Origin of the sequence: Pseudonocardia oceanicola (assembly GCF_047200735.1) — a bacterium.
Taxonomy (GTDB): domain Bacteria; phylum Actinomycetota; class Actinomycetes; order Mycobacteriales; family Pseudonocardiaceae; genus Pseudonocardia.
This window is the reverse complement of record NZ_JBJZON010000057.1, coordinates 1-5,199: the sequence shown is the minus strand read 5'-3', so window position 1 is coordinate 5,199 and position 5,199 is coordinate 1. Positions and strand designations below refer to the sequence as shown.

Sequence of the window (5,199 nt, the reverse complement as noted above, 5' to 3'; positions counted from 1 at the left end):
CCACGATGGCACCCCCACCACGGAGGTGGCGCAGCTGCTGGCCGCTGTGTCCGGCAGCCCCGAGGCGAGTGACGACTTCGCCGGCGTCATCGCCGGCACCGTGTCACCGCTGCACTTCTTCGCCCCGGACAACGTCGCCCGCATCCTCGGCGCGGCCACCGCCGCTTGACCGCTCCGCGTTCGTGAGGCGGCGCTGCCCCCTCCGCGTGGCCGGTCAGCGAACTCCGTCGTGGCTCGAACCCAAAGTAGTGCTTGTCGGTTCATTCCGTCGAGCGGCGCCCTCGACGGCTGTGTGGTCACTGTGGAACAGCGGTGCCGAGTTCGGCGCGGGTGTCGTCGGCGGCGAGATGTAGCAGTGCATCGGCGGTGCCGTGCGCGATGTTCTCGCGGACAGCGGGTGTCAGGTCGAGGCCGTCGAACCAGTCGCGGGCGCGCCGGTTGTCGGCGAACGGGTAGTCCACGGAGAAGATCAGGCGATCGTCGCCGAAGGCCGCCCGCGTCAGGTGGAACGGGTCGTCGAAGAAGTAGCCGCTGGTGGTGAACCAGAAGTGCTCGCGGAGGTAAGCGCTGATCGGCTTGGCCAGTCCCGTTGACGCTGGCGGCTGGGAGCTTCCGATGCGGTGCAGGTGGAATGCGAGCCCCTCGCCGAGGTGCCCGAGGATGACCTTGAGATCGGGCAGCCGGTCGAACGCCCCCGCTGAGGATCAGGCGCAGCGCATGCACCGACGACTCGTAGTGCCACCCGTAGCCGCCGGTGGCCAACGACTGGTTCACCTGGTCGGCGAAGCCACTGTAGTAGGCGTCGACGACCGGCTGCGGGGGTGGCGCGGGGTGCAGGTAGATCGGGGCGCCGAGCCGGGCCGCCGTCTTCAGGACCGGGGTGAACCGCGGTCTGTCTAGGAACTCGCCGACGATCGAGCCGCCGATCATCGTCCCGGCGAAGCCCAGCTCGCGTACCGCCCGCTCCAGCTCTGCTGCGGCCGCGTCCGGGGCGGTGACCGGCAGCGTCGCGAACGCGGCGAACCGGTCCGGGTGTGCGGCGACCATGTCGTGCAGTTCGGTGTTGGCCCGGACTGCGAGCGAGACCGCTGTCTCGGCGGGCAGCATCTCGGGGAACGGGAGCACCACGGACAGCACCTGCATGTCGATGCCGGCCGCGTCCATGTCGGCCAGGCGCGTGTCGACGGTGGGGTGCAGGCGGGTCCACACCGCCTCCGGAAGGCGGGACGGGTCCAGGAACCGGTTGCTCAATCCGGGGATGACGACGTGCTCTTCGATGGCCACGACGCGCACGGTCGGAGCTCCTCACAGCAGCTTGTCGAGGGTGATCGGTAGGTCGAGGATGGGTTTTGCCGGTGGCGTGCCGGATGGCGTAGGCGATGGCTGCGGGGGCGGCCCGTGCCACCCGACGACCTCCCGATGGGCTACCACGCGGACGCCCGTGGGCGGGAGCTGGCGTAGCTCGGCGGGCGGTTGTGTCGGGGCCGCTCACGGGTGTCCGCGTGGTCGGGCGATGCCAGGTCGACGGGATGGCACTCAACGGGCAGGGAAGTGCGCGGCGAGGTATCAGGAAGGGCACCACGAGCCCTGGCAACGCCCGTCACGGGCGAGCACCCGTCAGCATGTCGATCCAGGGCGAATGGCCGTCGCTGACCCCGGTCGCCAAGGGGAACCGAGTTCACACCGAAGCGCTCGCTCGGTCGCCGTAACGCGAAGATCAACCAGCGCGAGCCTCCAGTGACAGTGAGTGAGAACCGGAGGACTCCCCGTTGACACGACGCATCGGCGGCAAGGGTGGCGGAAGCGACAAGGGAAGCGGCGGAGGTACGTCAATCGCCATCGCCATCGCCCTCGGCATAGCCCTCCTGGCCAGCGCCGGCAGCGCGACCGCGATCGGGAGCGCCACGTCCTCCGGTGGGGCATCAGTTTCGGCCGGTGGCAGTTCCGGGGCACGGAGCGGGGCTCGGGTCAGCAGCAAGAACTCGACGGCGGCGCAGGCCCGCATTGTCCGGCAGGGCGTGCGCCTGCGCGGGAAGGTCACGGACGACTCCGCGGACTGCATGGCCAACTCCTACGGCCAGGTCCAGGACTTCTTCCGCCGCACCCCCTGCGCAGCGCTGCACCGTGCCTACTTCGAGCTACGCGACCAGAAGGGCGACGCCGCGATCGTTGCGGTGTCCTGGGTCGAGATGCCCGACGAGACGAGCGCCCGCACACTCAAGCAGCTCATGGACACCAGCGGCACCGGCAACGTCACCGAGCTGTCCCGCGACCGCGGCAAGTACCGCACGGTGCGCTACACCGGCGACGCCTACGCCTCCCGCCGTGACGGGCCTGTCGTCATCAACGCCCAGGCCGAGCCCGTCGCGCGAGGGTGGGCAGGGCTCGCCCTCACCAGCATCGCCACCAACGCCGCCCAGTAGACCGCGGCCGACCAGGACTCGACAGCACTACGAGGCACCCGACAAGGCGACAACGTGACAAGGCGGCGTGCGCGCACGTGCTGTTGTCGGGATGACGTCTTCCCTGGTCACGTGCGAGTCGGGTGGTCGCCTTGCCGCCTTGGTGCGATGTCGAGCGTCCAGGTCCAGCCGGTCGCGGTCCGGTGGGTGGAGACCCGGGCGCGTTTGCGAGCGCGCTGCAGCAGCCGCTCGTTGAACCCGTCCGCCTTCGCCGCCCGCAGGATCTCCCCGGCGCCGGCCGAGCCGGCGCGCTTCTCGTCGGCGAGGTAGCCGAGCAGCCATGTCACGGCCTCGGCGATCAGGGAGCGGTCTTCTCCCTCGGGGCCTACCGCGAGGAGCTCCTCCGCTCGTTGCGTGGTCTCGCCGTGCCACTCGACGCGTGCCACCCGGGTGGTGCCGTCCGCCGTGTCCACCGACGCGGGACGAGGCTGACTGCAAGAGATGGGGCGTCCCCTGGCGCGAGGTTCGCCTTCGTCGAGGAGATGACGAGCTGGTGGGTGTCCTCGTCGCGGGCCACGGCCAACACAGAGCGCGCGACCTGTGACCAGGCGATCGAGCCCAGGATCAGCTTGCCGGTGTCGGCCGCCTCGCGTTTCCCGAAGTGCACGATGCCCACGATCGCGACGCCGGTGTCCGCCGCCAGCTTGGAGATCGGCTCCAGCCCGCGTCGCATCTGGCGGTCGCTGTCCCCGTCCAGCGTGCTGTCGATGACTGAGGTCGCAGCGTCGAGCACGACCAAGGCAGCTTCGAGGTCGTCGATCTCCTCTGCCAGCAATCGGGTGTCTTGGGGCAGGCCCAAGGGTGACTCGTCGTCGGCTGGCGTGACCGCGTCGAGGAAGACGACCCGGTCGAGGTCGGCCCCCGCTGCCACCAGGCGCGGAACGATCGTGCTGTCCCTCGCGTCCTCCGAGTTGACGTAGATGACGGGGCGGGGCTCGCCGAGGAACTCCCCGGCGAGCTCGCCCCTCGTGACCTGCGCGACCAGGTCCACTGCGACCGTCGACTTGCCAAGGCCCTCACGTCCGGCCAGCAGCGTCAGACCGCCGAGCACAATCCGGTTCCGCCACAGCCATCGCAGTCGTCGCATCGTCACTTCGGAGGCAGGCGTCCGGCGGAGTCGTCGCCCTCGACCAGATCGCCCACCGCCGGCGGCCTCGTCGACGTACTCGTGCGCCCGGCCCACCAGGTCCTCGTCAACGTCGCCCGGCAACGCGTAGGCGAGTTGGGACATCCTCGTCGCGGCCGCCACCAGTCGGCGCCTCATCGCCTTGTCCGCGACGATCTCGGCGTAGTACGCCACGTTCGACGGCGTGGGGACGCTCCCCATGCAGTCGATCAGGTACGGCGCACCGCCCAGCTGGTGTAGACGCTCTCCGAGGTGCGCAGCCAACGAGATCGCATCGACCGGACGTCCCGAGTCGCGCATCCTCAGCATCTCGCCGAAGAGCTCCGCGTGGGCCGGGCGGTAGAAGTCCTCCGGAGACCTCGCCGAGGAAATCGGCCTGCCGCCCGTGCGACTACACGACCTACGCCACGGTGCTGCCTCGCTGATGCTTGCCGCGGGAGTGCCGATGAAAGTAATCCAGGAGACCCTCGGTCACAGCTCGGTAACGCTCACCGCCGACACCTACACGTCGGTCTTTCGCGACGTAGCGACGAGTGCGGCCGAGGCGGTCGCCGCGTTGATCCCCCGAACCCGAGCCGGATCCGCCACGCACAGACCACGCACACACTCGCCCAAAGGCGATCATCCCGAGGTACGATCTCCCCAGGTAGAGAGGGGTGGGCCCCGTGAGGATCGAACTCACAACCCGCGGAGTCAAGATCCACTACTTCCGTGGACTCCCGACGTCTGCCGTCAGCCCGCGTACGCTGCACGGCGTCGCGGGCGTGGCTGCCGCGGGCGTCGGTCTCTCGTGAGCTTCTGCAGTTGATTTCCGGGGGTTCTCCGGGGCGTCCCCGCTCCCCCGCGCCTACTGAGTGCCATCCCGTCGACCTGTCGCCAGACCGACCGCGCGGACGCCCGTGGGCGGCCCTCGACGCAACCGCACCCGACCTTGCCACGCTCCGCCCACGGGTGGCCGTGCGGTACGCCCTCCGGGAGGTCGGCGGGATGGCACGGGCCGCCATCCTGGAGACCTGCCCGCCCGGCGAGGGCACGGGTTGTCGGCGGACTGGATCTGCCCGCCGACCTACACCGGCCAGTGGAGAACACGTAGCTGCAGCGCCAGGGACTGTCCGGGCTCCGGACTACTCTTCTACGCACAGTCACGCGTCCTCAGCCGATGGGAGTCTGCATGCTTAACCCTCGCTACCTTGACATTCCGCTGCTCAATAATATGTGTGACAATTATGATATCGACACGACGGAGGAGGTGCAGGTAGTAAGCAAGAGCGTATTTGATCGTAAAGTTGATACCGCTGTGGACAAGGTAGTAAAAGCTGGAAGGACAACCGCAACGACCGAGGAGGAGACTCAATCTTACTCACGTGTCCGCAGGCCAGTAAAGCTAGTCAATGACTTATACGCAAAGTTGATGCAGGACGGAGATGTCATTGACTACGTAAACGCGCCGGACTCAGCGCTACGCCGCGGTGAGCCGATCACCCTAGAGGGAGAGTTCAAAGCGTCGCCAGTTTCTGAATTTGGCAGCATTATGGCGCCGATGCTGCCTCGGCTATTTCAGCAGATGGCCGCAGGAAATCAGCAACCCGAATTCGATCCATCTGAGATGGT

5 protein-coding genes and 3 pseudogenes are annotated in these 5,199 nt (G+C 68.2%); 3 read left to right on the top strand and 5 right to left on the bottom strand.

What is annotated here, in order from left to right; genetic code table 11:
- Window positions 1-296: 296 nt before the first annotated feature.
- Together ACL02T_RS34640 and ACL02T_RS34635 are read right to left on the bottom strand one after the other, a co-directional pair.
- Window positions 297-686 (bottom strand): annotated as a pseudogene (locus ACL02T_RS34640) (amidohydrolase family protein); the annotation flags it as partial.
- A 124-nt stretch (window positions 687-810) separates the two neighbouring features.
- A pseudogene (locus ACL02T_RS34635) lies at window positions 811-1,209 on the bottom strand (amidohydrolase family protein); the annotation flags it as partial.
- 809 nt (window positions 1,210-2,018) lie between these two features.
- Between ACL02T_RS34635 and ACL02T_RS34630 the strand changes: the two are divergent.
- On the top strand, window positions 2,019-2,423 hold the full coding sequence (locus ACL02T_RS34630) for a hypothetical protein (RefSeq protein WP_412835049.1): 405 nt from the start codon (window positions 2,019-2,021) through the stop codon (window positions 2,421-2,423).
- Window positions 2,424-2,530: 107 nt separating this feature from the next.
- Here the strand turns inward: ACL02T_RS34630 and ACL02T_RS34625 are convergent, their stop codons facing one another.
- The 3 genes and pseudogenes from ACL02T_RS34625 to ACL02T_RS34615 form a co-directional block, all read right to left on the bottom strand.
- On the bottom strand, window positions 2,531-2,749 hold the full coding sequence (locus ACL02T_RS34625; protein ID WP_412835048.1) for a hypothetical protein: 219 nt from the start codon (window positions 2,747-2,749) through the stop codon (window positions 2,531-2,533).
- 38 nt (window positions 2,750-2,787) lie between these two features.
- Window positions 2,788-3,789 (bottom strand): AAA family ATPase, encoded by a 1,002-nt coding sequence (locus ACL02T_RS34620; protein WP_412835051.1) that lies wholly within the window; start codon window positions 3,787-3,789, stop codon window positions 2,788-2,790.
- A gap of 3 nt (window positions 3,790-3,792) precedes the next feature.
- Window positions 3,793-3,897, bottom strand: a pseudogene (locus tag ACL02T_RS34615) (hypothetical protein); the annotation flags it as partial.
- 61 nt (window positions 3,898-3,958) lie between these two features.
- On the opposite strand from ACL02T_RS34615, the gene ACL02T_RS34610 reads away from it, so the two are divergent.
- Both ACL02T_RS34610 and ACL02T_RS34605 read left to right on the top strand, forming a co-directional pair.
- Window positions 3,959-4,396, top strand: coding sequence for a tyrosine-type recombinase/integrase (locus ACL02T_RS34610; protein ID WP_412835050.1), 438 nt, complete (start codon window positions 3,959-3,961; stop codon window positions 4,394-4,396).
- Between the two features lie 363 nt (window positions 4,397-4,759).
- Window positions 4,760-5,199 (top strand): DUF6414 family protein (locus ACL02T_RS34605; protein ID WP_412835047.1); only part of this gene is annotated, 440 nt, incomplete at its 3' end.